This is a genomic window from Paraburkholderia fungorum, assembly GCF_046027605.1.
Lineage (GTDB): Bacteria > Pseudomonadota > Gammaproteobacteria > Burkholderiales > Burkholderiaceae > Paraburkholderia > Paraburkholderia fungorum_F.
Map to the genome: position 1 here is coordinate 291263 of NZ_JAQQEF010000003.1, position 26093 is coordinate 317355.

The 26093-nt window shown below is 62.8% G+C and carries 25 protein-coding genes; 1 reads left to right on the top strand and 24 read right to left on the bottom strand.

Features of this window, described 5'->3' with window-relative positions; all coding sequences use genetic code 11:
* Positions 1-142 precede the first annotated feature (142 nt).
* The 14 genes from PQR53_RS07400 to ndk form a co-directional block, all read right to left on the bottom strand.
* Positions 143-1294 carry an ATP phosphoribosyltransferase regulatory subunit gene (locus PQR53_RS07400; protein ID WP_408451956.1) on the bottom strand — a complete coding sequence of 384 codons (1152 nt, stop codon included), beginning with the start codon at positions 1292-1294 and terminating at the stop codon, positions 143-145.
* 213 nt (positions 1295-1507) lie between these two features.
* Positions 1508-1699, bottom strand: coding sequence for a DUF2065 domain-containing protein (locus PQR53_RS07405; RefSeq protein WP_323047457.1), 192 nt, complete (start codon positions 1697-1699; stop codon positions 1508-1510).
* 43 nt (positions 1700-1742) lie between these two features.
* Positions 1743-2645 carry a protease modulator HflC gene (gene hflC, locus PQR53_RS07410; protein ID WP_408451958.1) on the bottom strand — a complete coding sequence of 301 codons (903 nt, stop codon included), beginning with the start codon at positions 2643-2645 and terminating at the stop codon, positions 1743-1745.
* A 12-nt stretch (positions 2646-2657) separates the two neighbouring features.
* Entirely contained in the window at positions 2658-4043 is a 1386-nt protein-coding gene (gene hflK, locus PQR53_RS07415; protein ID WP_408451960.1) for an FtsH protease activity modulator HflK, read from the bottom strand.
* Positions 4044-4092: 49 nt separating this feature from the next.
* Positions 4093-5265: a GTPase HflX gene (hflX, locus tag PQR53_RS07420; RefSeq protein ID WP_408451962.1), complete on the bottom strand. Its 1173-nt coding sequence runs from the start codon at positions 5263-5265 to the stop codon at positions 4093-4095.
* Positions 5266-5338: 73 nt separating this feature from the next.
* The gene (gene hfq, locus PQR53_RS07425; RefSeq protein WP_006051315.1) at positions 5339-5575 is read right to left on the bottom strand and encodes an RNA chaperone Hfq; all 237 of its coding nucleotides are present in this window, start codon (positions 5573-5575) and stop codon (positions 5339-5341) included.
* 152 nt (positions 5576-5727) lie between these two features.
* A complete protein-coding gene (gene der, locus PQR53_RS07430; protein WP_179732798.1) occupies positions 5728-7065 on the bottom strand; it encodes a ribosome biogenesis GTPase Der in 1338 nt (445 codons plus the stop codon).
* Positions 7066-7468: 403 nt separating this feature from the next.
* Complete coding sequence (bamB, locus tag PQR53_RS07435; protein ID WP_408451964.1) at positions 7469-8614, bottom strand: outer membrane protein assembly factor BamB; 1146 nt, start codon at positions 8612-8614, stop codon at positions 7469-7471.
* Positions 8615-8690: 76 nt separating this feature from the next.
* Positions 8691-9320 carry a YfgM family protein gene (locus PQR53_RS07440; RefSeq protein ID WP_408451966.1) on the bottom strand — a complete coding sequence of 210 codons (630 nt, stop codon included), beginning with the start codon at positions 9318-9320 and terminating at the stop codon, positions 8691-8693.
* A 66-nt stretch (positions 9321-9386) separates the two neighbouring features.
* A complete protein-coding gene (hisS, locus tag PQR53_RS07445) occupies positions 9387-10736 on the bottom strand; it encodes a histidine--tRNA ligase (protein ID WP_408451968.1) in 1350 nt (449 codons plus the stop codon).
* Between the two features lie 20 nt (positions 10737-10756).
* Complete coding sequence (ispG, locus tag PQR53_RS07450) at positions 10757-12103, bottom strand: flavodoxin-dependent (E)-4-hydroxy-3-methylbut-2-enyl-diphosphate synthase (protein WP_408451970.1); 1347 nt, start codon at positions 12101-12103, stop codon at positions 10757-10759.
* An 86-nt stretch (positions 12104-12189) separates the two neighbouring features.
* Positions 12190-13296 carry a RodZ domain-containing protein gene (locus tag PQR53_RS07455; protein ID WP_408451972.1) on the bottom strand — a complete coding sequence of 369 codons (1107 nt, stop codon included), beginning with the start codon at positions 13294-13296 and terminating at the stop codon, positions 12190-12192.
* Positions 13297-13514: 218 nt separating this feature from the next.
* Positions 13515-14666: a dual-specificity RNA methyltransferase RlmN gene (gene rlmN, locus PQR53_RS07460; protein WP_408451974.1), complete on the bottom strand. Its 1152-nt coding sequence runs from the start codon at positions 14664-14666 to the stop codon at positions 13515-13517.
* Positions 14667-14869: 203 nt separating this feature from the next.
* Positions 14870-15295: a nucleoside-diphosphate kinase gene (gene ndk, locus PQR53_RS07465; RefSeq protein WP_408451976.1), complete on the bottom strand. Its 426-nt coding sequence runs from the start codon at positions 15293-15295 to the stop codon at positions 14870-14872.
* Between the two features lie 310 nt (positions 15296-15605).
* On the opposite strand from ndk, the gene PQR53_RS07470 reads away from it, so the two are divergent.
* Positions 15606-16304, top strand: a complete 699-nt coding sequence (locus PQR53_RS07470; RefSeq protein WP_179732812.1) for a Bax inhibitor-1/YccA family protein — start codon at positions 15606-15608, stop codon at positions 16302-16304.
* 142 nt (positions 16305-16446) lie between these two features.
* Here PQR53_RS07470 and PQR53_RS07475 read toward each other — a convergent pair whose 3' ends face one another.
* From PQR53_RS07475 to PQR53_RS07520, 10 genes are all read right to left on the bottom strand, one after another.
* The gene (locus tag PQR53_RS07475; RefSeq protein WP_408451977.1) at positions 16447-17220 is read right to left on the bottom strand and encodes an MBL fold metallo-hydrolase; all 774 of its coding nucleotides are present in this window, start codon (positions 17218-17220) and stop codon (positions 16447-16449) included.
* Positions 17221-17227: 7 nt separating this feature from the next.
* Positions 17228-18367 (bottom strand): NlpB/DapX family lipoprotein, encoded by a 1140-nt coding sequence (bamC, locus tag PQR53_RS07480; RefSeq protein ID WP_408451979.1) that lies wholly within the window; start codon positions 18365-18367, stop codon positions 17228-17230.
* Between the two features lie 129 nt (positions 18368-18496).
* Complete coding sequence (dapA, locus tag PQR53_RS07485; RefSeq protein WP_408334175.1) at positions 18497-19411, bottom strand: 4-hydroxy-tetrahydrodipicolinate synthase; 915 nt, start codon at positions 19409-19411, stop codon at positions 18497-18499.
* A 43-nt stretch (positions 19412-19454) separates the two neighbouring features.
* Positions 19455-20078 (bottom strand): class I SAM-dependent methyltransferase, encoded by a 624-nt coding sequence (locus PQR53_RS07490; protein WP_408451981.1) that lies wholly within the window; start codon positions 20076-20078, stop codon positions 19455-19457.
* Positions 20079-20092: 14 nt separating this feature from the next.
* Positions 20093-21295 carry a tryptophan--tRNA ligase gene (locus PQR53_RS07495; protein WP_408451983.1) on the bottom strand — a complete coding sequence of 401 codons (1203 nt, stop codon included), beginning with the start codon at positions 21293-21295 and terminating at the stop codon, positions 20093-20095.
* A 6-nt stretch (positions 21296-21301) separates the two neighbouring features.
* Entirely contained in the window at positions 21302-21964 is a 663-nt protein-coding gene (locus PQR53_RS07500; protein WP_408451985.1) for a site-2 protease family protein, read from the bottom strand.
* 47 nt (positions 21965-22011) lie between these two features.
* Entirely contained in the window at positions 22012-22647 is a 636-nt protein-coding gene (locus PQR53_RS07505) for an L-threonylcarbamoyladenylate synthase (protein WP_323047622.1), read from the bottom strand.
* 131 nt (positions 22648-22778) lie between these two features.
* Positions 22779-23609 (bottom strand): 3',5'-nucleoside bisphosphate phosphatase, encoded by an 831-nt coding sequence (locus tag PQR53_RS07510; RefSeq protein ID WP_408451987.1) that lies wholly within the window; start codon positions 23607-23609, stop codon positions 22779-22781.
* A 102-nt stretch (positions 23610-23711) separates the two neighbouring features.
* Complete coding sequence (locus tag PQR53_RS07515) at positions 23712-24596, bottom strand: alpha/beta fold hydrolase (protein WP_408451989.1); 885 nt, start codon at positions 24594-24596, stop codon at positions 23712-23714.
* Positions 24597-24808: 212 nt separating this feature from the next.
* Positions 24809-25723, bottom strand: coding sequence for a ferritin-like domain-containing protein (locus tag PQR53_RS07520; RefSeq protein ID WP_408451991.1), 915 nt, complete (start codon positions 25721-25723; stop codon positions 24809-24811).
* Positions 25724-26093: the final 370 nt, after the last annotated feature.

The window sequence follows — 26093 nt, forward strand, 5'->3', positions numbered from 1 at the left end:
CCGTTTCCGCTCAACGGTATGCACGTTGTGGTGGGACTATCGAAAATAGCGCGGCGGATGGCCGCGCCGGATCTGGCGACGCTTTGGACGCCTTCTGAAATGCCCTCGGGACGGCCCCTTCAGGCGATCGATCGGCTCGTGCTCAGGGACGCGGTTCGACAACCCATGTGCCGTTGCGCTCGACCAACACGCGGTCGCAGGCGAACTCGTCGAGATCGTGTTCGTGACCAGGCAGCGCCTGAATCACGATTTCGCCGGCGTCACGCAATGCGGCGACGCTGACGCGCAGCGCCTCGTCGTGCTGCCACGGCGCGAGAATCGCGCTGCTGCGGGCTTCGACCGGTGAAATACGCGCGACTTCACGCAGGTCGAGCGAAAAGCCCGTGGCCGCGCGCGCACGACCGTAGGCCTGGCCGACGTGGTCGTAACGGCCGCCGCGCGCAACCGCATTCGGCACGCCGTCGACATACGCCGAAAACATCACACCGCTGTGGTACGCGTAGCCGCGCAAATCGGCCAGATCGATCATGACTTCGGCGCCATCGACCTGGCTTGCGAGGAACGCGAGGTCGTCGAGCGCGCGTGCGATGGCCGGTGCGTTCGGCAGACGCGCACGGGCCTCGTCGAGCACCGACGCGTCACCGTACAGCGTGGGCAGAGAGCGCAACGCGTCGCGCGTGACGGGCGAGAGATTGGCCGTCAACTCGATAAGGCGCGGCACATCCTTGCCGGCCAATGCGTCGTAAAGCGCTTGACCCAATTCGGCAGCGGCAGGCTCCGCTTCGATCAGCGCGGCGAGCACACCGGCATGACACAAATCGAGCCGCACTTTCGCGAGGCCGGCGAGACGCAGCGCATCGAGCATCAACTGCTGGATTTCCAGATCCGCTTCGAGACCGGCGTGGCCATAAATTTCCGCGCCGATCTGGATCTGCTCACGCGTGGCATGCAGCCCGCGCGGACGCGTATGCGCGACATTGCCGGCATAACAAAGACGCGTCACGCCCTGGCGGTTCAGCAGGTGCGCATCGATTCGCGCGACCTGCGGCGTAATGTCCGCGCGCAGACCGAGCGTGCGGCCGGACAACTGATCGACGAGCTTGAAAGTGCGCAGATTCAGATCGTGCCCGCCGCCGGTCAGCAGCGACTCGAGGTACTCGAGCAGCGGCGGCATCACCATCTCGTAGCCGTACGAGCGGAAACGGTCCAGCAAATGGCGCCGCAACTCTTCGATCTTGCGGGCTTCCGACGGCAGCACGTCGGCGATATTCTCGGGAAGTAACCAGGTCGACATCGATACAGTCCTACGACGTTGAACACGGCGGCAGGGTGCGCCGGTAAGTGAGTGTGAAATGGCGGGCGGCGCCGCTATTTTGGCGGCTGTCACGGGCATCGGAACCGCGCTTCAGCCGTTCAGCCGACCTTGGCCCGTGCCGCAGGGCTCGTGGTTGCCTCGCAATCGCCATCAATGCAACGGCGCGCGGCGGTGGGCGCCGCCTGCGCCCTTTCAAGTCACGATAAACAGCAGAATCAATCCGAGCACCATCACGATCAGGCCGCCGATGCGAATCTGATGTGGCGGCCGCTCCGCTATTTTACGGAACGTCTCACGCCAGGCGCTCGGAAAAACGAAGGGAAACATCCCTTCGATAATCAGCATCAATGCGATCGCGAGCAGTAACGAGCCGGCTATGTCCATGCGAATGAAGGGCCGCGATGCGGATGCCGCGGCGTTCCGGTTATTAGTGTTTGCGCGGTGCCGCGGAAGCGTCCGGCGCAGCGCCGCCGGTCGGACTACGCATGAAGCGGAAGAATTCGCTGCTCGGGTCGACCACGATCACGTCGCCCGGCTTGAAGATGTTCTTGTACGCCTGCATGCTTTGATAAAACTGGTAGAACTGCGGATCGCTGCCGTAGGCCTCGGCTGCGATTTCTGCTGCCTTGGCATCGCCCTCGCCCTTGATGGTCTGCGCCTGACGATAGCCGTCCGCGAGAATCGCCTGTTGCTGGCTGACAGCGTCCGCCTTGATCTGGTCAGCTTCGGCCGTGCCCTTCGCACGTTCTTCGGTCGCGGCCTGCTCGCGCACGGCGATCATCCGCTTGTAAACCGAGTCGGCCATCGCCGCTGGGAAATCGACGCGTGTCAGTTGCAGGTCGACCACGGCAACGCCCAGCGATGCCGCGGCTTTGTCCATCGTGCCGCGTGCTTCGTCAGCAACGGTTTGTTGCTTCGCGAGCGCATCGGTCAACGTGACCTTGCCGAAGGCGTCGCCAAGCGCGCTGCGGGACAGCAGCGCCAGCCGGTCCGCCAGGCTTTGCACGTCGCCCCGGGTCTCGGCGAGCAGCTTCAGCGGATCGGTCACACGATATTTGATGACCGGGTTGACCAGCAGATCGGTCTTGTCCGACGTGACATAGCGATCTTCATCCGGCGCGTCGAGCGATTGAATGCGGCTATCCACCAGCGTGACCGTTTGCAGCGGCGGCGGCAGCTTCACGTGCAGACCGGGGCCGAGCAATACGGGCGCGGCGTCGCCATGCGACGACAGCACGGCCATGTGCCGCTGGTCGACCACGAATACCATCGACGATGCGGCGAACAGCACGATGACGACGGCAACGACAAGCGCAATGATCTTGTTCATGGTGTGCGCTCCTTATTGAACGTCGTCTTCGCGCATACGGCTGCGGAAGGAGTCGCGTGAACGCAGTGCGTCGCTGCTGGCTGCGGCCTGGCTGGCAGGCGTTGCAACCGCGGCAGGTGCTGACGCGCCGGCGGGTGCGGCAGCAGATGGCGCGGCGGCGCTGCTCGTGGCTTGCGGCACGGCAGCACCCGACGCAGCGGCAGCACCTGAGGCGGTCGAGGCAGCGTCAGCAACGCGCTGGCGAGTCTGCTCGACCAGCTTGTCGAGCGGCAGATACAGCACGTTGTTGCCGCTCTTGCCGTCCACAAACACCTTGGTCGTATTCGAATAGATCTGCTGCATGGTATCCAGGTACATGCGCTCGCGAATCACAGCGGGCGCTTTCGAGTACTGCGCGTAAACCTGCTTGAAGCGATCAGCGTCGCCTTGCGCCTCTGCCACGGTCTTGTCGCTATACGTTTTCGCTTCGTCGATCCGGCGTGCGACGTCGGCTTGCGCGCGCGGCAGCAGATCGGCGGCATAGGCCTGCGCCTCACGTTTGGCGCGCTCGTTGTCCTGACGCACTTTGGCTGCGTCGTCGAAAGCGGCTTGCACCCGATCGGGCACCTGCACGCCCTGAATCGTCACACCGGTCACTGCGAGGCCCGACTGGTATTCATCCAGGGATTGCTGGATCGACGCCACCAGTTGCTGGCGAATTGTTTCGCGATCCTGATAGAGGATGTCGTTCGTGCTGCGCGCACCGACGATGCTGCGCACCGCCGCCTGCGCAGCCTGCATCACGCTCTGATCAGGGTCGACGCTGCGGAAGAGATAATCGGTCGGCTTGCTCACCTGATACTGCACGGCAAAGCGCACGTCGACGATGTCGGCGTCGTGCGTGAGCATCGACGCGTCCTTCACATTGGCGAGACGCACCACATTGTTGCGGCCGATCTCCACCTGGCGGATCTGGCCGATATTGACGAGCTCGTGCGCCTCGAAAGGATACGGCAGGCGCCAATGCACACCCTGCCCCGCGGTATAGCGATACTTGCCAAACTGCATCACGACACCGGCCTGGCCATCTTGCACGACGAACACGCCGCTGCCGAGATAGATCGCAATCAACACGCCGATCACGATGCCCATGCCGATGCGCGCGCCGCGACCGTTATCCGGACGGCCACCACCCGCACCGCCGCCCTTGCGGCCGAATACCCGGCTCAAACGGCGGTTGAAATCGCGCCACATCTCGTCGAGATCGGGCGGGCCTTCACCGTCCTTGGTGGGCGGACGCTTGGGTTCGTTGGGTCGTTGGCGCTCGCCATTACCGTCGCCCCGGCCCCAGCGCGGATCGTTCAGTGACAGCATGGCGCGCATGCGCAGCCAGATACTCCGCTCGTTGTAATCGTTCACCTGTGTTCGTTCACCAGAGTAGACAGCGGGTCAGTGCAATTGGAGCGGGTCAGTGCCCGAGTTCTGTGACCTTGTGGTCGTCGCGCGGTGCTGCCGACCGGTCTTCTTCCGACTGATCGAGCAATGTATCGGGAAGAGATTCGGCAGTAGCGATTTCAGCGATGGCAGCGCGCAATGTATCCAGCCCTTGCCCCGTGCGCGCGCTCAAAAAGACGCGCGAAATATTACCATACTCATCCCGCTCGACCGTGTCGCCACGGGCCGCCAACTCCGGCACGGCGTCGATCTTGTTGAACACCAGCACCTGGCGGATGGTGTCCGCACCGATTGCGTGCAACACCTCGTTCACCTGATCAATCTGATCGAGGCGCACTGCGCTCGACGCGTCGACCACATGCAGAAGCAGGTCAGCGTGGATGGTTTCCTCGAGCGTGGCGCGGAACGCCGCCACCAGTTGGTGAGGCAATTCACGGATGAAACCGACCGTATCGGACACCACCACCTGGCCTGCTTCGTCGCCGAGATAGACACGGCGGGACGTGGTGTCCAGCGTGGCGAACAGCTGGTCGGCGGCGTATGCCTGGGCCTTGGTCAGCGCGTTGAAAAGCGTGGACTTGCCGGCGTTCGTATAGCCGACCAGCGACACGGACATGGTCTGGTTGCGGCTGCGCGCGCGGCGCTGCGTGCCGTGCTGACGGCGCAACTTTTCGAGCTTGGTCTTGAGCGCCTTGATGCGCTCACCGATCAAACGACGGTCGGTTTCGAGCTGCGTTTCGCCCGGGCCCCGTAAACCGATACCACCTTTCTGGCGCTCGAGGTGGGTCCATGCGCGGATTAGCCGCGTCGATAGATACTGGAGTTGCGCGAGCTCCACCTGCAGCTTGCCTTCGTGGCTGCGGGCGCGTTGCGCAAAAATATCGAGAATGAGGCTGGTTCGATCAATCACGCGGCGGTTAAGCGCCTGCTCCAGATTGCGCTGCTGCGCAGGGGCCAGAGCGTGATTGAAAATGACGAGTTCGATGTCGTTCGCCTCACAGGCAAGACGCAGTTCTTCGGCCTTGCCGCTGCCGACGAACATCTTGGCATCGGGACTGGACCGGCGCCCCGTGAGGGTAACTAAGGGATTCGCGCCCGCGCTTTGTGCGAGCAGGCTGAGTTCTTCGAGACTGGCTTCGAAATCGATCTTACCGAAGTCGATGCCGACAAGCGCTGCATTGATCAAATTGGAAGGTATCAAAATAAGGCGGCCGGGAGTAATCGCCAACGGGCGACGCTGCGCCGGCCGCGGACGGGGGTTAGGACTGTTCGGAATCCGGGTGGAAATTCACCGGACGGGCAGGCACGACAGTAGAAATTGCGTGCTTGTAGACCATCTGGGTGACCGTATTCCGGAGCAACACGACGTACTGGTCGAACGATTCGATGTTCCCTTGAAGCTTGATGCCGTTGACCAAGTAGATCGACACCGGCACATGCTCTTTACGCAGTGCGTTCAAAAACGGGTCTTGTAACAATTGCCCTTTGTTGCTCATAGCAAACTCCGTATTTTTTTGCAGGTTGACTGAATTGACGACGAAGAAAAAGAGATCCGCCGTCAACCGCTACACTATAGCCGATTTTCATTTCTGCGCGCGGGCCCGGCCTGGCGGCCAAACCCAGCACACACGCGGTTTTCAGCCTGGCTTCAGCCTTTATCCGCGTAAGGGTTCGTCGACGATCTGAACTCTATGCGCAATGGAGTCCCAGTCAGCTTGAAAGTTTCCCTGAAGCGGTTTTCGAGGTAGCGTTTGTACGTTTCGGTGATTGCGTCGAGCGCGTTACCGTGAATCACGATGATCGGCGGATTCTGTCCGCCCTGGTGCGCGTAACGCAGTTTCGGACGCACCGGACCGCGTCGGCGCGGCTGCTGGAATTCGACTGCATCGATGAGCGCGCGCGTCAGCTTCGGCGTCGGCAGCTTGGCCATGGCCGCCGCGTACGCGTCGTCGACCGAACGCATCAGCGGGCCAATTCCGGTTTTTTCCGCTGCGGAAATGAAATGGAATTTGGCGAAGTCGAGAAATTTTAGTTTGCGCTCGAGGTCCGCCTTCGTGCGCTCGCGCACATGGGGATCGAGACCGTCCCACTTGTTCACGCCCACTACCAGCGCACGGCCCTGCTCCACCACGAAGCCGGCGATGTGCGCGTCCTGTTCCGAGATGTCCTGGCGGGCGTCGAGCAGCAGGATCACGACGTTTGCGTCCGAAATCGACTGCAGCGTTTTCACCACCGAGAATTTCTCGATCGCTTCGAACACCTTGCCGCGGCGACGCAAACCCGCTGTGTCGATCAGTGTGTACGGCTTGCCCTGACGCTCGAAATCGACGTAGATCGAATCGCGCGTGGTGCCTGGCATATCGAACGCGATCACGCGCTCTTCGCCGACCAACGCGTTGATCAAGGTCGACTTGCCGACGTTCGGCCGGCCGACGATCGCGATCTTCACGCCGCGCGCTTCTTTCTCGCCTTCTTCCTCTTCCGGTTGCCCCGCGTACGCAACGCCGAGCGCTTCGTTGATCATTTCGGTGACGCCGTCGCCATGCGCCGCCGAGATCGCGCGCGGGTCGCCGAGACCAAGTTCGTAGAAGTCGGCCGCCACCGTGCTGTACTTCATCCCCTCCGCCTTGTTGACGACGAGGAAAATCGGCCGGCCGACCTTGCGCAGGTAGTCGGCGATCGTCTTGTCTTGCGGCGCGAGACCATTGCGGCCGTCGACGATGAACACGACGACGTCCGATTCCTCGACCGCCTGGCGGGTTTGACGCGCCATCTCGTGCAGGATGCCGTCCTTGGCCACCGGCTCGAAGCCGCCGGTATCGACGACCAGATACGGCCGGTCGCCGGCGCGCCCTTCGCCATAATGGCGATCGCGGGTGAGACCGGGCAGGTCGGCAACCAGCGCATCACGCGTGCGCGTGAGGCGGTTAAATAGCGTGGATTTCCCCACATTGGGGCGCCCAACCAGGGCAATAACGGGTTTCATCAGATGTTGTTCACGGTGAAACGCGGGATCGAAATCGACCGCCCGCGTAGCGACGCCATGCGGCCGCTACACGGCAGCGTTTGACGAAAATTATCACGAATTCGGCCAGCCACGGATGCGCCGTCAATATGCGCACCCGGGTGGACGGGGGGTTGGCTGTATGGGGCGGCGCCAGTGGGCCGCCAGCTTCAGTCTTTCTTGCTCAACGGCTCGCATGCCAGTTCAATGCGAGCCGCCGAAGGTGGCGCCGCAAGCAGCCACCGGTGGCCACATGGGCCGCTTCTGGTCCGACTTGCCGGACCAGCCAGTCCGGCGGAATTCTTCTAATTACTCTGTTGCCCAGCAAAAACGCGCGCGGCCGGCGAAGCCGGCCTGCACGCTCGACCTCTCGAGACCTGCGCGATCAGCGCGGGCGGTAGCCGTACAAGTCACCGTCATGCGTCAGCACGACCAGCGTTTCGCCGGCCAGCACCGGCGCTGCGGTAATCGGGCTGCCGTCGGTCTTCATACGGGCCACGAGCGTGCCGTCGTCTCGCGACAGGAAGTGCACGAAGCCCTGATAGTCGCCCAGCACGGCGGCGTGACCCAGGATAAACGGGACGCTGAGCTCGCGGTTCTTGAGCTTGTCGTTCTTCCACAGCGGGGCGCCGTTGCTGACGTCGAACGCCGACACCACCGACCAGTCGTCGGCCGCCACCACGGCGGCGTCATCTTGCGCCAGACCGCTCGTGCTCGAAAACGCCTTTTCCCACACTGCCCGGCCCGAATTCGCATCGAAGCAGCCAATCTGGCCCTGGAACGTCACCGCGCAGGTTTCCGAACCGACCAGCGTGGGCGGACCGGTCACGTCATTGATGCGCTCCACTTCCGTCACGCCTTTCGGATACGACACCGGCGTTTGCCAGTAGTTGTCGCCGGTCTGCAGGTTGATCGCGGCAAACGAGCCGCCCGGGAAGCCCGCCAGCACAGCCGCGTCGCCTGCGAACGTCATGCCCGACGAGACGCGCAGATTGAGCGGCACCGCGCGGTTGCGATAGTTCCACTTCTGCTCGCCGGTTTGCGCATTGAACGCGACGATCTGACCGTCGACCGTGCGCACCACCACCAGACCGTTGCCGACCAGCGGCGGCGAGATGATCTCGCCAGGCGCCTTGGCCGTCCACAATTGCTTGCCGTCCGCGCCAAGCACGTAGACATCGCCCTTCAGGCCGCCGACCGCGGTGAGCGTGCCGTCACTGCCGACACCTGCCGACAGATCGTCATGCAGCTTGATGCGCCAGATGTCCTGACCGGTTTGCGCGTCGATCTTCGCAACCGAGCCATTCGCGCCTGCCGCGTACACCGCGTTGCCGACCGCGACTGGCGAGAACAGGTAACGACCCGCTTTGCCCACGCTGGCCTTCCACGCCTGCTGCACGTCGAGCACGGGTTTGAACTCGGTGAGCGGCGTCGGCACGCGGCGCTCGTCTTTCGTGGATGAGCAAGCCGCCATGGTAAGGACGGTCATCGCACAGGCAACGGGCACAGCGTAACGTTTCAGCAGATTCATCGGTGGACGAAGCATTCAGGAAATTAATTAAAGGAGACCGGTTGGCCGTTACATTGCGGCGCGCTGCATGCGGCGATTAGCCGCCCAGCGCGTCCAGCTTGAACTGAATCAACTGGCGAGCCGAGCTATCGTTTTTCGACAGCGTGTCGAGCGCGAGCTTGTAGGCCGCGCGCGCGTCGTCACGCTTGCCTTGCGCGGCGAGCAGGTCACCGCGGCCGTTCGCCACAATGCCCTTGAACGCGTCGGACTGCGGTTCGGCAAGCAGTGCAAGGCCCTGGTCGTAAGCTTTGTCGTCGAGCAGCAGCGCAGCCAGACGCAGCCTGGCGATCTGCTTGAACTCGTCGTCTTTGGCGTGATCGATGGTCCATTGCAACTGGGCCTTCGCGGCAGCTTCATCACCCGCTGCGTACAGCGCCTTGGCAGCGCCCAACGCGGTCATCTGCGCATACGCGGTGCGGCTGAACTTGTCTTCCATGTCGGTGGCGACGCGCGTGATCTTCGCCTTGTCGCCCGATGCCGCGGCTTGCTGCACCTGGTCATACAGCACCGCGGCTTCCGCCGCCTGACGCCGTTGCCAGAAATTCCAGCCATTCCAGCCGGCTGCTGCAACCAATGCGACCAGCACGATCCACGTGGATGCATTGCCCCACTGCGTCCACCATGCCTTCAGACTTTCAATCGATTCTTGTTCGTCGTGGTAACTCATCGCCCGGCGATTTCCTCTTTCTTGATACGTGTGCATGTCGAGCCAAGGGGCTCGACGACATCGCGATCAGTCGTCGCCGTCTTCGGCGGTTGCAACCATCGCATTGATTAGAAATTCGGTCAAGTCTTCGGCGGGCACGTTATGTTGCTCGTTTTTACCGCCGTTAGCGCCGTTCGCGCCCGCATCGCGCAGCGGCTTCACGCCGACCGTGCCGTTGGCGATCTCGTCTTCGCCGAGGATCACCGCGAATGCCGCGCCGCTCGCGTCAGCGCGCTTCATTTGCGACTTGAAGCTCGCCGTTTGACCGTCGGCGCTGCAATGCAGGATCACGTCGAGGCCCGTATCGCGCAAACGCTCGGCGATGATAAAGGCCTGTTCGCGTGCCGCGTCGCCCTGATGGACCACGTACACGTCGCAACCTTCGTCTTCCGGCACGAGTTGTTCTTCTTTCAGCAACTCGAGGATACGTTCGACACCCATTGCCCAGCCGCATGCACCCGTCGGCTTGCCGCCGAGCTGCTCGATGAGCGGATCGTAACGGCCTCCCGCCGCGACCGTGCCTTGCGCGCCAAGTTTGTCGGTCACCCATTCGAACACGGTCAGATTGTAGTAATCGAGACCGCGCACGAGACGCGGATTGATCGTGAACGGAATGTTGTTCGCCTTCAGAATGCGCTGCAGGCCTTCGAAGTGCGCACGCGATTCTTCGCCGAGAAAATCGATCAGCCTGGGCGCGTTCTGCGCAACTTCCTGCATGGCCGGATTCTTCGTGTCGAGCACGCGCAGCGGGTTCGTATGCAGACGGCGCTTCGCCTCTTCGTCGAGCACGTCCATGTGCTTTTCGAGGTAAGCGATCAACTCGACGCGATGTGCCGCGCGCTCTTCCACGAGACCCAGCGAATTCAGTTCGAGCTTGATACCCATCAAGCCGAGGTCGTCCCACAGACGCTGGCACATCATGATGATTTCAGCATCGGTGTCCGGTCCGGCGAAACCCAATGCTTCCACGCCGACCTGATGGAACTGCCGATACCGGCCGCGCTGCGGACGCTCGTGACGGAACATCGGGCCGATGTACCACAGACGCTTCGGACCGTCGTACAGCATGTTGTGCTCGATCGTGGCGCGCACAACTGCCGCCGTGTTTTCCGGGCGCATCGTCAGATTTTCGCCGTTCAACGCGTCAGTAAAGCTGTACATCTCTTTCTCGACGATGTCGGTCACTTCGCCGATACCGCGCTTGAACAACTGCGTATGCTCGATGATCGGTGTACGAATATTCTGGTATCCGTACGAACGCAGCAGCGACTTGACGGTCGTTTCGAAAAATTCCCACAGGCCGGCTTCCTGCGGAAGGATGTCGTTCATGCCCTTCACGCCGGACAGCTTTTCGAGCTTTTTCTTCTGTTCAGTCATCTGTCTTCAATTGACGGTATTTAGTTGAGTGCTTCGGTGCGACCGGCTTCGGTGCGGCCGGCGTCGGTGCGGCCATAGCGGCGCTCGACGTAATCACTCACGATTTGCTGGAATTCTTGCGCAATGTTATCGCCGCGCAGCGTCTTGACCTTCTCGCCGTCGACGAACACCGGCGCGGCCGGATTTTCGCCCGAGCCCGGCAAGCTGATGCCGATATTCGCCTGCTTCGATTCACCCGGACCGTTGACGATGCAGCCCATCACCGCGACATGCATCTTCTCGACGCCAGGATACTGATCGCGCCAGACCGGCATCTGCGTGCGCAGATAGGTCTGGATTTGCGACGCCAGTTCCTGGAACAGCGTGCTGGTGGTACGGCCGCAACCTGGGCACGCGATCACCATCGGCGTGAACGAACGCAGGCCCATGGTCTGCAGAATTTCCTGACCAACAATCACTTCGCCGGTCCGCGGACCACCCGGCTCCGGCGTCAGCGAAATACGGATCGTGTCGCCGATGCCTTCTTGCAGCAACACCGACAACGCAGCGGTCGACGCCACGATGCCCTTCGAACCCATGCCCGCCTCGGTCAAGCCGAGATGCAGCGCGAATTCGCAACGGCGCGCGAGTTCGCGGTACACGGCGATCAGATCCTGCACTCCGCTGACCTTGCACGACAGAATGATCTTGTTGCGCGGCAGGCCGATTTCGACCGCGCGCTCCGCCGAGCCGATTGCCGACTGGATCAACGCTTCGTACATCACGCTCTGCGCTTCCCACGGTGTGGAACGCGCGGCGTTTTCGTCCATCATCTTTGCGAGCAGGTCCTGGTCGAGGCTGCCCCAATTGACGCCGATCCGCACCGGCTTGTCGTACTTCACGGCCGCTTCGATCATTTGCGCGAACTGCGTGTCGCGCTTTGCGCCGTGGCCGACATTGCCGGGATTGATCCGGTACTTCGACAGCGACTCCGCGCACGCGGGGTAATCGCGCAGCAGCAAATGGCCGTTGTAATGAAAATCGCCGACGAGCGGCACGGACACGCCCATGCGGTCGAGCTGCTCGCGAACAGCCGGCACGGCCGCCGCCGCTTCGGGCGTATTAACCGTGATACGCACCAGTTCCGAACCGGCTTGCGCCAGCTCCTTGATCTGGATCGCCGTGCCGATCGCGTCCGCGGTGTCGGTGTTGGTCATCGACTGAATGCGCACAGGCGCATCGCCGCCGATGGTGACGAGCTGGCCGCCCCAACGGACATCGACCGCGTGCGACTTGCGCCGCGCAGCGTGGCCGCCGAACACCGGCTCGGTTGAAACGATCTTGCTACTGGATTGGGATTGAGCTTCGGATTGCATCGAAAAACCCATTTACGCCGCATGCGCTACACAAAAGACGTAGCGCCTGAATTGAAAAAGCGCCGCGGACCGGTTGGCCGCGGCGCACACCGTATCTATCAAGGCAGCGCGAAGCGCGCCACATTACCCTTGGCTGCCGAATATTTCGACGGATCGACCGGCTGGCCGTCGAGCGTAATCGACTCGAGACCTGCCTTGTTGCCGATCGTGACCTTGAAAGGCGCCGCGCCCGTCACTTCCTTCGTATCGCCTGCGTGCACGAGGCCGGAGAACACTTCCTTGCCGTCCTTGCCACGCACGCTGAACCAGCTGTCTTGCGTCACGCGCAGCGCAACGATCGCCTCACCTGCGGCCGGCGTCACAGCTGATGCGCCAATCGCAGCGACCACCGGCGCGCTTGCGCCTTGCGCCGCCGCCTGTGAACCGGCTTTCGGCGCGACCGCTGCAGCCGTCACAGACGGCGCGGGAGACGGCGCCGTACCGGTTGCCAGCGGCGCGGGCATCGGCGTAGCCGACGCTGCATTATCTGTTGTAGCCTGCGTTTCCGTCGCGGAAGCAGCGTCTTCCGCGGTTGCCTCGGAACCCGCCGCCGGACTTTGCGCCACCGCGCCCGATGCGCCGGTCGCGCCACCCGCGGCGCCGTTCGCGCTCGCCTTCAAACGTGCGAGCCACGCCGACGAATCGCCCCCATTGGTATGCCACATGGCGAGGGCGATCACCGCGACGATCACCGCCGCGACACCCCACAGCCACGAACGGCTCTTTTGCCCACTGCCACCGAGCGACAGCGATACGCGGCCGCGCGGCAAATCCTTACCCGACGAAGCCGGCATCGACAGATCCGGCGCAGGCACGCCCTTCTCACGGCGCAAAGCCTGGGTGAACGGCGTGGGATCGGCGCCGAGCATCTTCGCATAGCTGCGCACCACGCCGAGCGCAAAGGTCGTGTCCGGCAAGTGACTGATGTCGCCAGATTCGAGCGCACGCAATTTGGTGACGGATACCTTCAGGCGCGCCGACACGTCTTCAATCGTCCAGCCCTTGGATTCACGCAACTGGGTCAAGCGCGCGCCAACCGCTGCCAGAGAATCCAAACCCACCAGACCCGGCTGCACAACAGGTTGCACCACCGCCCGGGCGACTGGCGCCGGATGGCCTTCGTTTGTGTCTGTGTCCTGCGGCTGCGGGTGCTGCGGCTCACTCATCCCAAATCCTTTCGCGTCGATTCTTTTTCACTTGTGCAACCTGGACGGGCCAAAGCCTCTCGCCCGAATCGCAGACCGTTTATAACAAAATGCGCGGCCTTGTGTGCCGCTTCCGATCGCTTCTGCAAACTTTCTTTTTAATCGCGGATCACGCGGAGGGTTTTTGCGCGCCCGGACAGCTTTCTTCCGAACGTCACGCCCTGCCTCGCCTCGCACGATTACACGGCGCGAACCTCGATCACCTTCGCCGCCTTCCCGGTGCGCTCAGCGAGGCGCGTGCGGTCTTTGACCGCACCAGCCAACTGACCGCAGGCAGCGTCGATATCATCGCCGCGTGTTTTACGCACTGTGGTGACGACGCCCGCGTCCATCAACACTTGTGCAAACCGCTTGATCTGTTCCGGCTTCGAGCGGATGAGACCCGACTCTGGGAACGGATTAAACGGAATCAGGTTGAACTTGCATGGGACGTCGCGCGTAACGGCCAGCAATTCGCGCGCTTGCGCTTCGCTGTCATTGACGCCGTCGAGCATGCAATATTCGAACGTAATGAAATCGCGCGGCGCGACTTTCAGATAGCGCTGGCAAGCAGCCATCAGTTCGCGCAGCGGATACTTCTTGTTCAGCGGCACCAGCATGTCGCGCAACTGATCGCTCGGCGCATGCAACGAAACCGCGAGCGCCACCGGCAGATCGGCGCCAAGCCGGTCCATCATCGGCACCACGCCGGAGGTGGACAAGGTGACACGCCGACGCGACAGGCCGTACGCGTTATCGTCCAGCATCAGGCGCATGGCGGGCACCACCGCGTCGTAATTGAGCAGCGGCTCGCCCATGCCCATCATCACCACATTCGTGACGACGCGTTCGCCTTTGCCATCGCCACCGGTGGCGCGCCCACCGTCCGTGCCGCGCGTCGCGCGCAGCGCGAACTCGGCCATGCGCAACTGGCCGATGATTTCACCGGTGGTGAGATTGCGGGAGAAACCCTGTTTGCCGGTCGAACAGAAACGGCAGTTGACCGCGCACCCGGCCTGCGACGACACGCACAGCGTGCCACGCGTTTCTTCGGGGATGTAGACGGTTTCAACCGCGTTGCTGTTGCCGACGTCGATCAGCCACTTGCGTGTGCCGTCGGTCGAAATATTGTCGCTGACGATGCCTGGCATCGTAATCGTTGCGCGGCCTTTGAGCTTTTCGCGCAAGGACTTCGCCAGATCGGTCATACCGTCGAAGTCGGCGGCGTTGTACTGATGGATCCAACGCTGCAATTGCTTGGCGCGAAACGGCTTCTCGCCCAGGCTGTCGCAGTAGGCGACAAGCCCTTGGGCGTCGAGGTCGAGAAGGTTGACGGTGGGACTGCTCGTCATATCGAATCCTGCCATTTCAGTGCGAGACTACGTTCATGCAACAAGCTGCATGAACGCAATGCCGTTCGCGCCCATTCCTGCTGCTTTACCTTACTACTTTGCCGGGCTGTTCGTGCGGATTCGTGCGACAAATCCAACGGCAGCGCACGAATCGCGCGGATAACGCCAGTTATTCAAACCCGGCAAAACCCGCCTGAACCCGCTTAACGCGAGTAGACGTTCACTTCCGGGAAGAAGAACGCAATTTCAACCGCAGCCGTTTCAACGGCGTCCGAACCGTGCACCGCGTTAGCGTCGATGCTGTCGGCGAAGTCGGCGCGGATCGTGCCCTTTTCCGCCTTCTTCGGGTCCGTTGCGCCCATCAGTTCGCGGTGCTTCAGGATTGCGTTTTCGCCTTCCAGCGCTTGCACCACGACCGGGCCGGAGATCATGAAATCGACCAGGTCCTTGAAGAACGGACGTGCGGCGTGCACAGCGTAGAACTTCTCTGCGTCAGCGCGCGACAGGTGGACCATGCGCGAAGCCACGATCTTCAGGCCAGCGTTTTCGAAACGGCTGTAGATCTGACCGATCACGTTCTTGGCCACTGCGTCCGGCTTGATAATGGACAGGGTGCGTTCGATCGCCATAAAAACTCCAAAAAATTAAGAGGTTACAGATTCAAATGAATCCGCTATTGTAGCATGTTCCCGTGTATGATTGCGATTGAACCCTTACAACACTGAAAGACTCCAAGCAGGAGTTTCTAAATACTGGTAGCGTAGGCTGTGTGGACATTTTCGAGGGATTGAAACTCCCAGCCATCGCGCCAATCTTAGGGATGGACACGCTGCGATCGGAGGGGAAAATTCCGGCCGGCGCTGCACGACCCGACGTACAACCGCTGCGATACCCGCGGCACAACCATTACGCAACACGCTTCTGAGGTAAGGAGAGACCATGAACGATCATCCGTATAGCTTTGGCCGCAATGGCGCAGTCAGCACGGTCGAAACGCGCAACCGCGTGCTACGGAACACTTACTGGCTGCTAGCGCTGTCCATGATTCCGACCGTGCTCGGCGCATGGGTGGGTGTGGCAACCGGTTTCTCGCTGTTCGCCGCCACCAGCCCCGGCATGAGCATGCTGGCGTTCTTCGCGATCGCGTTCGGCTTCATGTTCGCCATCCAGAAAACCAAAGACAGCGCCGTCGGCGTGTTCGTGCTGCTCGGCTTCACGTTCTTCATGGGCCTGATGCTGTCGCGCATCCTGAGCTTCGTGCTCGGTTTTTCGAACGGCCCTTCGCTGATCATGCTCGCCTTTGGTGGCACTGGCGTGATCTTCGCGTCCATGGCCACGATCGCCACGGTCAGCAAGCGTGACTTCTCGGGTCTCGGCAAATGGCTGTTCATGGGCGTGGTCGTGCTGCTGCTGGCTTCGGTCGCGAACGTGTTCCTGCACTTGCCGGCGTTGATGCTGACGGTGTCGGTGCTGGCCATCGTGATCTTCTCGGCCTACATGCTGTTTGACGTACAACGCGTCGTGAACGGCGGTGAGACGAATTACATCACCGCCACCCTCGCAATCTATCTGGACCTGTACAACGTGTTCGTCAACCTGCTCGCGCTGCTCGGCATCTTCGGCGGCAACCGCAACTGAGTTTGACGCAAGGCGCGGCGCCCGAAACGCCCGCCTTGAAGAAAAAGCCCATGGCGAGCAATCGTCATGGGCTTTTTTATTGCGCAAGCGGCACGTCGATGGGGAACGCTACGCGTGGCGATACATAGCAGTCAGAGATGGATCACAGGCTCAACCAGTCGAAGCCTTCGTCTTGAGAAGCGACCACTACTTCAGTCGGCGCAGCACCCAACACCCCCGCCATTGCAGCCTGCGCCAGTTCCGGTGAGTTGTTCTGCTGGCTCAGATGCGCAGCCACAAGATGCCGCAAACGCGAACGATCGAGCGAGGCCAGGATTTCAGCCGCAGCCTCGTTGTTCAGATGCCCATGATTGCCGCCGATGCGCGCCTTCAGCGATTGAGGATAGCGGCTACCTGCCAGCATCCGCACGTCGTGATTGCACTCGAGCACCAGTGCATCGCAGCCGCTCAGCACCGCGCTGATATGCGGCGTCGAGGTACCGACGTCGGTCAGCACGCCAAGCCGGCTCGCACCGTTGGAGAGCACGTATTGCAGCGGCTCGCGGGCGTCGTGAGGAACGGTGTAAGGGAGAATGCTGAGGTCGCCGATTGCCACCGCTTCGTCGCCCCACAGCACCTGCAGGTCGACGTCGGCTTCGTCGGCACCCACCGCGCGGGCGGTGCCCCAGCTCATGTACAACGGAATCGACCACTTGCGCGCCAGCGTTAGCGCGCTGCCAATGTGGTCGCTGTGTTCATGTGTAATCAGAATGGCGTCGAGACCTTCGACGCCCGCACCGAGCCGCATCAAACGCCGCTCGACTTCCTTGGCCGAAAAGCCGCAATCCAGCAGCACACGCGTGGTGGTCGCGCCGCTTTGCGCTTCCACCAGCAAGGCATTGCCTTCACTGCCGCTGCCGAGACTGGCGAAGCGCACAGCCCGCTTAGTTCAGTTGTGCGTGCAACAACGTCACGATGCGCTGCGCGTCGGACGAATTATCCACCTGCCCGTTCGCGTCCAGCACCGCCACCTGCGTCACGGTGTCGCCCTTCGAGCGCACATTGACGAGGAATTCCTGACCCGGCTTCTTCGACGAATTGCCGCTGTAGAACAGCTTGCCGAACAGCCCTTCTTTCTTCAGCTCCTGCATCGAGTCCGCGTAACGGACGTAATAGATGCCTTTCGCGCGATCGCGGTTGTCGACGGTGAAGTTGGTGCGGTCGAGCGCGAGACCCACACGCAGCCATGCACGGTCGAACGATTCCTGCAGGTCGAGCGTCGATGCACCCGCGTCCTTTTCGATGGTGGCCGGCGCGGCGGCAGGATGCGCGTCGGTCAGGAGTTGCTTCGACTGCGCTTCGGTCAAGCCGAACTTCTGCATCAGCTTGGTCAGGAACAGCGCTTCCAGCGCCGGATCGCGCGGACGCTCTTCCCAGCGCGACGACGTCTTGTCCTGCCCCGTCAGCATTTCTTCCATCGCGCTATGCGTGATCGAGATGTCCGTGGTATCAGCCGGACCGCGCGACACGAGCGTGCGGAAGCTGTCACGGGTGCCCGACGAGTACGCGAAGTCGATCACCTTGCCGACCGTGCGACGGAACCAGTCGTCCGGAATATTGGCGCGGTTTTCAGCCCAGTCGGTGGTCATGATGCCGGTGGCCGGCGCATCGGTTTTCAGCGCGAAGCCGTTCTCCTGCCAGAACTCCTGCAGCTGCGGCCACAATTGTTCCGGCGTACGTCCGTCGACGACCAGCCAGCGACGATCGCCGTCACGCTCGATGTGCATGCCCAGCGGGTCTTGTGCATTCGGCTGGCCTTCGGTGGAATTGCCCGCTGCGGTGACCGCGCGTTGCGGCGAGCCGCCCAGCGCCAGATTGGCCGGCGGCGCCACGTAGCGCTGATCGGTCGCAGTGGTGGTCAGATCGCCGGGAACGGCGAGCGGCGGTGCGCTGCCAGCGCCCTTGTAGTTGACGCGGTCGGAGGCGAACCAGTCGTTCAGCGTGTCACAGCCGGCGAGCGTTACCAAGGCAAGCGCCAGCGCCGCCATGCGGGTTGCGTGGAGGGAAAGTGCGGAACGTTTCATGAGGTCCTTCGTGATGCTGGAACGCGGTGCCTGGTTCTGTGTGCCGGGAACGTGGGCTGGATCGACGTCGGTTAAGGGAGTGCCGGTGGCAGGCTTTCGTTTAACGCTGGGGTACCGGGTTGAGCCCGTTTAGCCCAGCAGACCCGCTTCGCGCAGCGCGCCACGCACCACTTCGTGGTATTGCGCGTCGAGCGGCGTGAGCGGCAGGCGGATTCCGCCCTGCACACGACCCAGTTGCTGCAACGCCCATTTCGCGGGAATCGGGTTCGATTCGATGAACAGGTTCTTATGCAACGACAGGAGTTTCAAATGAATCTCGCGGGCGGTTTTGGCGTCTGCGGCGAGTGCGGCTTTGCACAGATCGCTCATCGCGCGCGGCGCGACGTTCGCGGTAACCGAAATATTGCCGTGGCCGCCGAGCAGCATCAACGCGATCGCCGTGGGATCGTCGCCGCTGTAGATGCCGAAATGCGCGGGTGCCGATTTGATCAGGTGCGCGGCGCGATCGATGTTGCCCGTCGCTTCCTTCACACCAATGATGCCCGGCACCTGCGCGCAACGCAGAATCGTTTCGTTGCTCATGTCCGCGACCGTACGGCCCGGCACGTTGTACAGGATCACCGGCAGATCGACAGTCTCGGCGATCTTCGCGAAGTGGCGGTAGATGCCTTCCTGGGTCGGCTTGTTGTAGTACGGCACGACCTGCAGCGAGGCGTGCGCGCCGACCTCTTTGGCCTGCTGCGTAAGCTCGATGGCTTCAGTGGTGGAGTTGCCGCCCGAGCCCGCGATCACCGGAATCCGGCCCGCTGTGTGCTCGACTGCGGTTTTTACCATCAGCACGTGTTCTTCGACCGACAGCGTGGCCGACTCGCCGCTCGTGCCGACCACGACGAGAGCGTTCGTGCCCTCTGCGATATGCCAGTCGATCAGTTTGCGAAACGCCGGCAGATCGAGGCTGCCGTCTTCGAGCATCGGGGTGATGATGGCAGGAATGCTGCCGCGAATCTGAACGCCGCCAGTGCTGCTTTGATTGCCGTTAGTCATGAAACGCCATGAATATGATCAGGTAAACCGCGATTGTAGCGGATTAGCCAGCCAACTCGTAACAAGGCGGGGGCGCCGCCTGCGCGTGCTCGGCTGAACGATCCGCCTCCATGATTGCGCATATCCGCTGGACGTAAGCCGGGCGCGGCTGCGCGAGAAATCCGTCTTGAAATGCGACTACGCGAAGGTGGCCGCGCACCACGTCGAGCAGCTCGCCGGGCGCGAGTAAAAACGCCGGATTAGACGGTTTGCCGACGCTTTCGTTACCTTGCGCGAAGGTCTCGTAAACCAGCACGCCACCTGGCGCAAGCGAATGCAAAAGCTGCGGAAACAGCGGTCGGTGCAGGTAGTTCGTGACCACGATGGCGGCGAATTTCGCCTCGGCGGCCAACGGCCACGCGGCGCCTTCGATGTCGGCCTGGAGCGTGGTCACGAGTGGCTCGTCGCGCATAGCGTCCAGCGCGGCCGCGTCGCGATCGATTGCGGTCACCGGATGACCCAGCGACGCAAAGAACCGCGCATGCCGCCCCGCCCCGGAGGCGACGTCGAGCACCGCGCCACCCACCGCGACCAGATGCGCCCAGTGACGCACCCAGCGCGACGGTTCGCCGATTCCGTGCGAGGTAGCGGGCGAAGAACCGGGCGAAGCGGCAGTGGGCGTGCTCATCGCTTCAGCGCGGCTCAGTTGTACGACAGACCCATCGCTTCGCGCACATCACGCATCGTTTCCGTGGCGAACTTGCGGGCCTTGTCGCAGCCATCGGCGACGATCGCGCGCAACAGCGACGGATCGTCCATGTACTTCTGCGCGCGCTCGAGCATGGGCTGCTGCTCGCGCAGAATGCCTTCGATCACCGGCTGCTTGCACTCGAGACATCCAATACCCGCTGTCCGGCAGCCCTTCTGCACCCACTCGTGCGTGGCTTCGTCCGTGTAGACCTGGTGCAGCTGCCACACCGGGCACTTGTCCGGATCGCCCGGATCGGTGCGGCGCACGCGGGCCGGATCGGTCGGCATGGTGCGGACTTTCTTCGCAATCGTTTCCGCGTCTTCACGCAGGCCGATCGTGTTGCCGTACGACTTCGACATCTTCTGGCCGTCGAGACCCGGCATGCGCGACGCTTCGGTCAACATCGCCTGCGGCTCGACCAGAATGATCTTGCGCGAACCTTCGAGGTAACCGAACAGACGTTCGCGATCGTTCATCGACAGGCTCTGCGATTCCTGCAACATCGCCCGCGCCTGTTCGAGCGCTTCGTCGTCGCCTTCCTGCTGATAGGCGTTGCGCAGTTCGTGATACAGCTTGGCGCGCTTGCCGCCCAGTTTCTTCGCGGCTTCGTTGGCCTTCTCCTCGAAGCCCGGTTCGCGGCCGTACAGGTAGTTGAAGCGGCGCGCGATTTCACGCGTCATCTCGACGTGCGGCACCTGGTCTTCGCCGACCGGCACGAGCGAGCCGCGGTACAGCAGAATGTCCGCCGCCATCAGCACCGGATAGCCGAGGAAGCCGTAGGTCGACAGATCCTTGTCCTTCAGCTTTTCCTGCTGCTCCTTGTAGGTCGGCACACGTTCGAGCCAGCCGAGCGGCGTGCTCATGCCGAGCAGCAAGGCCAGCTCCGCATGTTCGGGCACCTTGCTCTGGATGAAGAGCGTAGCCTGCGCCGGATCGATGCCGGAGGCGAGCCAGTCGATCAGCACGTCCCACACGTTCTTTTCGATCACTTCAGGCGTTTCGTAGTGCGTCGTCAGCGCGTGCCAATCGACCACGCAGAAGAAACACGGGTATTCGGACTGCAGCCGCACCCAGTTTTTCAGCACGCCGTGATAGTGGCCGAGGTGCAGCGACCCGGTGGGCCGCATGCCGGAGAAGATACGGTCTGGGAACATGGTTATTTAGAAAAGCGAAACAAGTGGAGTCAGAATTGCGGTAATCGCACCGTAGCCGAGCGTCACGAGTGGACTGAGCCAATAGCGTGTGAGCGTGCCCGTCATGACCAGCGCCATCACGATGAAAAAGCCGTACGGTTCGAGGCGCGACAGCGCGATCGACTGGCGCGGCGGCAGCAGCGCCATCAGCACGCGGCCGCCGTCGAGCGGAGGCAGCGGAAACAGGTTGAGCACGCCGAGCACGAGGTTCACGCCCACGCCGGCAGCGGCCATGCGCGTGAAGAAAGGCTCGTCGACACTCATCACCGCGAGCGCGACGCCGATCAGGCCCCACACCAGCGCCTGGATGAAATTGGAGGCCGGCCCGGCGAAGGCAACCCACAGGCTGCCCCAGCGCGGATTGCGCAGATTGCCGAAGGCAACCGGCACGGGCTTCGCGTAACCGAACATAAACGCGCCGCTGGTGGCGAAGTACAAGAGTAAAGGGATGGCGATCGTGCCGAGCGGATCGATATGCCGCATCGGATTGATGGAAACGCGGCCAAGCACGTACGCGGTATTGTCGCCGAGCCAGCGCGCGACGTAGCCATGCGCGGCCTCGTGCAGCGTGATCGCGAAAATCACCGGCAACGCGTAAACCGCAATGGTCTGTATCAGGGAAGAATCCATAACTCGCTATTGTAACAACGCGATTGCGTGCGTCTGTCCGCTTTCACTCATGCCGTCTCTTCGAGACCGAACGGCGCGAGCGAACCGCGCCCCGGCCGCACCAGCACCGGCTCGGCGCCGGTCAGATCGATCACCGTGGACGGTTCGCACACGCATGGGCCGCCGTCGATCACCAGGTCCAATTGCTTTTCGAGCCGCTCGCGGATTTCTTCCGGATCGTTCAACGGCTGGGTTTCGCCCGGCATGATCAGCGTGGAGCCGAGCAGCGGCTGGCCGAGCTCTTCGAGAATCGCCAGCGTGATCGCGTGATCCGGCACCCGCAAGCCGATGGTTTTGCGCGACGGGTGCGACAGGCGCCGCGGCACTTCCTTGGTGGCCTGCAACACGAAAACGTAAGGGCCCGGCGTGACCGACTTGATCAGCCGGTATTGCCGGTTGTCGACCATTGCGAAGTTCGACAACTCCGACAGATCGCGCACCAGCAGCGACAGCAATGCCTTCTCATCAAGACCGCGAATCCGCCGCAGGCGCTCGACGGCGTCTTTATCGTCGAGATGACAGGCAAGTGCGTAGCTCGAATCCGTCGGCAACGCGACGACGCCGCCATCGTTGATGATCTGCACCGCCTGCTTGACGAGGCGGGGCTGTGGGTTATCCGGATGAAGCCGAAAGTATTGAGACATAGTGACTTACAGTGGCTACGGGTGACGATGGACGGAGCGTCAGGCTGAAAATCGGACGGAGGATGAGGCGAAAGCACACGCCCCGGATGACCGCCTTCGCGCCTCTCGTGCCGCTGCGGCACAGCGCGCGATCACAGCCAGCGTTCCCAGACGGGCTTCAGATCGGCGGGCAATGGCGGCAGCGTGCCGAGGTCGACGCGGCCTTCGCCGGGTGCATGGAAGTCGGAGCCGCGCGAGGCTTCGAAGCCGAAGCGGCGCGCGACATCCGCGTATTCGCGGTATTGATCCGGCGTGTGGCTGCCCGTCACCACTTCGATCGCCTTGCCGCCGAGGTCGATGAATTCAGCGAAAAACGCGTCGAATTCGACCGGCGTGTATGCGTAACGGCCCGGGTGGGCGATGATCGCCTCGCCGCCGGCCGCCTGAATCCAGCCAACCGCGTCCGCCAGTTTCGCCCAGCGATGCGAGATGTAGCCCGGCTTGCCGTCACCGAGATAGCGGTTGAACACATCTTGCGTCGAGCTGCAGTAGCCGCTTTCGACCATGAAGCGCGCGAAGTGCGTGCGCGAAATCATGTCGGGGTTCGACACGTATTTGAGCGCCCCCTGATAGGCGTCGGGAACGCCGACTGTAGCCAGTTGCTCGCCGATGGCTTCGGCGCGCGCGGCGCGGCCGTTGCGGGTGCGCGCGAGGCCGTCGATCAGGATCGAACTGGTCGGATCGACCCCAAGGCCGACGATGTGAACGGTGCGCGAAGCCCACGTGACCGAAATCTCCACCCCACTCAGGTAGTCCATGCCGAGCGCTTCGGCGGTGCTGCGCGCTTCGTGCTGGCCGCCGAGTTCGTCGTGATCGGTCAACGCCCACAGCGTCACGCCGCCCGCGTGCGCGCGGCGCGCGACTTCGGCCGGCGCGAACTGGCCGTCGGAAACCGTGGAATGACAGTGGAGGTCGGCGTTCATCTTTGTCTTGAGAAGGGTCTGCACTCATTTTACTGCAACGCAGTATTCGGGCGCAGCGCTATCTCGCAAAGGCGGCCCGGCGACCCGAGCTTTTGCTCAGGTCTACGCGCAGAAGCCCTCAATCAGCGCGGCCACCTGCTCCGGCTGGTCGTGATGCACCATGTGGCCCGCTTCGTCGATGACTTTCTCGCGCCAGTTCGGGAAAGCCTGGAAACGCGCCTTGAATTCGTCGAGCGGAATCTCGCCGGCGATCTGCGCGAGCGTAGGCGAGTTAGCCGCCTCCACGTGCAGCACTTTGGCGCTGACTTTGCGCCACACGGCCATGACTTCGTCAAGGCGGTACAGCGTCGGTCCGCGCAGTTTGTGCGCCGGATCGGCGAGCAGCATGAAGCGCCCTTCCCCGTCCGGCTTGGACCAGTGCTGGGCGAGGAACTGCGCGCGCTGCGGGTCGAGGCGCGGGTTGGTCTTGATCAGGCGCCCCGCAACCTCGTCCAGCGACGCGTAGTGCTTCAATCGCGGCGGGTCGCGCAGCTCGTCGAGCCAGTTTCGCAGCCGCTTCGGCGCCTGCGCCGCGTGCGACGGCGCAAGGCCGAAGCCCTCCAGGTCGACCACGCGCCGCACCCGCTCCGGCCGCACGCCCGCATACACGCAAACGATGTTCGCGCCCATGCTGTGACCCACCAGATTGACTTCGCCGGTCGGCGCATAGTGGTCGAGCAGCGCGTCGAGATCGGCAAGGTAGTCCTGAATCCAGTAATTGCCGCCGCCGCGCTCGGCAACCGGCCAGTCCGACAGGCCGAAGCCGCGCATATCCGGCGCAATCACCTGCCAGTCGCCACCCAAGGCGTCGACGACGAACTGGAACGACGCCGCCACGTCCATCCAGCCGTGCAGCATGAACAGCATCGGCGCATCCGGGTTGCCCCAGCGCCGCACGTGCAGATGGATGCCGCGTACGGCGACGAATTCAGACCGGGAAGTATTCATGAGCGGCGAGCCAGAAAAAGAATGATCGTTCGATTATAACGAGATAGCTGGGGTGATACGTGGGGCCGGATTGTGGAAAAAAGCCTCAGCCGGTCGTTTGGGGCAGGCGGGACGGGTTGCTCAGCGCTGAGGCCGGGTGACGCTGGGGCCGGGTTATGGAAAAGCCGCAGTCGTCCGGGTCCGGGGGGACGAGCCGGATTGTGGGAAAAGCCTCAGTCGTTCGAGGCCGGCGGGTGCGGCGCGTCCAGGCCGGCCAACGCGGCTAGCGCGGCGAGTTCGGTTTCGTCGAAACCCGCGTCGCGGCGCGCTTCGAAATTGAACGGACCGCGTAATTTCGGTGCGTGATACTGGTCGGCAAGGCACGTGTAGGTGGCGTGCGGATCGAGGCCGCCCTCCTCGCACAGATGGCGGAACCAGCGGTTACCGATCAGCACATGGCCGATTTCGTCGCGCAGGATCACGTCGAGAATCGCCGCGGACGCGTGATCGCCCGCCTGTTGCAGGCGCTCGCGGATCGGCGGCGAGGCGTCGAGGCCACGCGCCTCGAGGGTGCGCGGCACCAGCGCCATGCGCGCCAGCACGTCGGCACGGGTGCGCTCGCACATGTCCCAGAGGCCGTCGTGCGCGGGAAAGTCGCCGTAGACATGGCCGAATTCCGCCAGCCGCGCGACCAGCAGTGAGAAGTGATGCGCTTCTTCGGCAGCGACTTTGAGCCAGTCGGTGTAGAACGCGGCAGGCATGCCGGCAAAACGCCAGACGGCGTCGAGCGCGAGATTGATGGCATTGAACTCGATATGCGCAAGCGCGTGCAGCAGGACGGCGCGCCCTTCGGGCGACTGCATGCTGCGACGTTTCAGCTTGCGCGGATCGACCAGTTCGGGGCGCGCGGGACGACCCGGCAAGTCTGCCGGCTCGGCGAATTCGAGGTCGGCGGGGCATCCGAGGCTGCCGTTCAGGATCGCGGCGTATATCGCGCGCGCCGCGGCGCCCTTGGTGGCCGGATCGATTTCGCGCAACGCAGCCAGCGCTGCAGTTCGGGCGCAATGGCCGTCATTCGGGCTGCTCGGAGACTTCTCAGGATTGGGAATCGGCGCGGCGGGCGAAGCAAACGGAGCAGCAGAATTCATGGCAAGCCGGTGGGCAAAAGGGCACGGTGACAAGCGGGACGGGAGGTGCGGTGTTAGCGCGGGCTGGGCGCCACATGGCTCGCGGCACCGCGCAAGCGGCCTAAGCACACAACCGTTTACAATACTCGATTCGACCCACTCGCGCGGCTATTGCGCGGGGACGGCGGGATAGTCCGGTTTGTCGAAGCCTTTCCAGGTACAGCGCGGCCCCGACTGCCAGGCTACGCCGGAAGCCCCGTTTGGAGCGCCGCCACGAGCTCGCTTCGGGCCCGCTTTGACCCGCCTGGGCAGCGCCGCCTGGCAGCCTCATCCGCCAACCCGATTTTCGAAGCCCCAGCTAGCCCGCGCATCGCGCAGCGACCGATCAAGA

What these genes read in the sequence shown, in the direction of transcription:
- PQR53_RS07400 (WP_408451956.1), bottom strand. Translation starts at nt 1,294, where the DNA reads ATGTCGACCTGGTTACTTCCCGAGAATATCGCCGACGTGCTGCCGTCG.
- PQR53_RS07405 (WP_323047457.1), bottom strand. Translation starts at nt 1,699, where the DNA reads ATGGACATAGCCGGCTCGTTACTGCTCGCGATCGCATTGATGCTGATT.
- hflC (WP_408451958.1), bottom strand. Translation starts at nt 2,645, where the DNA reads ATGAACAAGATCATTGCGCTTGTCGTTGCCGTCGTCATCGTGCTGTTC.
- hfq (WP_006051315.1), bottom strand. Translation starts at nt 5,575, where the DNA reads ATGAGCAACAAAGGGCAATTGTTACAAGACCCGTTTTTGAACGCACTG.
- der (WP_179732798.1), bottom strand. Translation starts at nt 7,065, where the DNA reads ATGAAACCCGTTATTGCCCTGGTTGGGCGCCCCAATGTGGGGAAATCC.
- bamB (WP_408451964.1), bottom strand. Translation starts at nt 8,614, where the DNA reads ATGAATCTGCTGAAACGTTACGCTGTGCCCGTTGCCTGTGCGATGACC.
- PQR53_RS07440 (WP_408451966.1), bottom strand. Translation starts at nt 9,320, where the DNA reads ATGAGTTACCACGACGAACAAGAATCGATTGAAAGTCTGAAGGCATGG.
- hisS (WP_408451968.1), bottom strand. Translation starts at nt 10,736, where the DNA reads ATGACTGAACAGAAGAAAAAGCTCGAAAAGCTGTCCGGCGTGAAGGGC.
- ispG (WP_408451970.1), bottom strand. Translation starts at nt 12,103, where the DNA reads ATGGGTTTTTCGATGCAATCCGAAGCTCAATCCCAATCCAGTAGCAAG.
- PQR53_RS07455 (WP_408451972.1), bottom strand. Translation starts at nt 13,296, where the DNA reads ATGAGTGAGCCGCAGCACCCGCAGCCGCAGGACACAGACACAAACGAA.
- rlmN (WP_408451974.1), bottom strand. Translation starts at nt 14,666, where the DNA reads ATGACGAGCAGTCCCACCGTCAACCTTCTCGACCTCGACGCCCAAGGG.
- ndk (WP_408451976.1), bottom strand. Translation starts at nt 15,295, where the DNA reads ATGGCGATCGAACGCACCCTGTCCATTATCAAGCCGGACGCAGTGGCC.
- PQR53_RS07470 (WP_179732812.1), top strand. Translation starts at nt 15,606, where the DNA reads ATGAACGATCATCCGTATAGCTTTGGCCGCAATGGCGCAGTCAGCACG.
- bamC (WP_408451979.1), bottom strand. Translation starts at nt 18,367, where the DNA reads ATGAAACGTTCCGCACTTTCCCTCCACGCAACCCGCATGGCGGCGCTG.
- dapA (WP_408334175.1), bottom strand. Translation starts at nt 19,411, where the DNA reads ATGACTAACGGCAATCAAAGCAGCACTGGCGGCGTTCAGATTCGCGGC.
- PQR53_RS07490 (WP_408451981.1), bottom strand. Translation starts at nt 20,078, where the DNA reads ATGAGCACGCCCACTGCCGCTTCGCCCGGTTCTTCGCCCGCTACCTCG.
- PQR53_RS07495 (WP_408451983.1), bottom strand. Translation starts at nt 21,295, where the DNA reads ATGTTCCCAGACCGTATCTTCTCCGGCATGCGGCCCACCGGGTCGCTG.
- PQR53_RS07500 (WP_408451985.1), bottom strand. Translation starts at nt 21,964, where the DNA reads ATGGATTCTTCCCTGATACAGACCATTGCGGTTTACGCGTTGCCGGTG.
- PQR53_RS07505 (WP_323047622.1), bottom strand. Translation starts at nt 22,647, where the DNA reads ATGTCTCAATACTTTCGGCTTCATCCGGATAACCCACAGCCCCGCCTC.
- PQR53_RS07510 (WP_408451987.1), bottom strand. Translation starts at nt 23,609, where the DNA reads ATGAACGCCGACCTCCACTGTCATTCCACGGTTTCCGACGGCCAGTTC.
- PQR53_RS07515 (WP_408451989.1), bottom strand. Translation starts at nt 24,596, where the DNA reads ATGAATACTTCCCGGTCTGAATTCGTCGCCGTACGCGGCATCCATCTG.
- PQR53_RS07520 (WP_408451991.1), bottom strand. Translation starts at nt 25,723, where the DNA reads ATGAATTCTGCTGCTCCGTTTGCTTCGCCCGCCGCGCCGATTCCCAAT.